This window comes from Gordonia sp. VNK1, assembly GCF_040049135.1.
GTDB classification, from domain to species: Bacteria; Actinomycetota; Actinomycetes; order Mycobacteriales; family Mycobacteriaceae; genus Gordonia; species Gordonia oleivorans.
On record NZ_JBDZDJ010000069.1, the window covers coordinates 1 to 1,009 of the forward strand.

Annotated in this window: 1 pseudogene and 1 other annotated feature; the pseudogene reads right to left on the reverse strand. The window is 62.3% G+C overall.

What is annotated here, in order from left to right:
• A pseudogene (locus tag ABLE94_RS26350) lies at positions 1–955 on the reverse strand (IS3 family transposase); the annotation flags it as partial.
• Positions 552–686, reverse strand: a sequence feature (AL1L pseudoknot). (Overlaps the previous pseudogene by 135 nt.)
• Positions 956–1,009 lie beyond the last annotated feature (54 nt).

The window sequence follows — 1,009 nt, forward strand, 5'->3', positions numbered from 1 at the left end:
TCACTGTGGTGGATCAGCTGTCCGGCCACCACAGGATGCCCTTCGCGTTCCCTCTCGGTCAACGCCATCCGCAGCGGAATCAGCACCAGCTGAACATCTTTCGACGTTGACGCATACCACGCCACGATCTTGCGGGAATACACGTCGAGGATGAATGCCACATACACCCAGCCCCGCCAGGTCCGCACATAGGTGAAATCGGTGACCCAGACGCGATTGGGGGCGGTCGCGGTGAAGTCCCGGTTCACCAGGTCCCCGGCCCGCTTTCCATCCGCGGCCGGGATGGTCGTACGAATCTTCTTACTACGCCGAATTCCTTTGAGTTCCAACATCTTCATCGCACGATCAACAGAGCCGTAGGACACGTCGGGCAGATCTGTGCGCTGCAGCTGAGCATGCATCTTCGCGCGCCCGTACAGTCCCTCCGGAGTCAGCCGCCGGCGGCCGTGATCATCGGTACGCCAGGCGATATCGCGGATCTTGTCGACCGTGACCGCATCGGACTCCGTGCGGCGGGCAGGCGGGCGGGTCCGCCAGGCCCGGTAGGTGCGTGCGGCGATCTGACAGCCCTGCTCAGACAGGACTCGGCAAATCGACTCGACCGCAACACCTTTCGAACGCATCTGATCGATGAACCCGATGATCATCGCTTGCGGGGGTCGAGTTCCCCCACGAAGAAAGACGTTGCCGCCTTCAACACCTCGACGTCCTCACGCAACCGCTTGTTCTCGGCCTTGAGACGCTTGACCTCAGCATGCTCTGCACTGCTCGCACCAGCCCGACGACCCCCATCGATCTCGGCCTGCACCGCCCACCGGCGCACCGTCTCCTTACCTACCCCGATCTTCTTCGCGATCGCTTCCGCCGCCGCGGTGGTCGACGAGTACTCCCCGCCATGCTCGGCCAACATCCGCAACGCACGCGCCTTGACCTCCGGATCAATCTTCTTGGGCATACCGCTCATCCTTCCTGACTCAAAAGGAAGCGGCACGAAACCCGGGGGGATTCA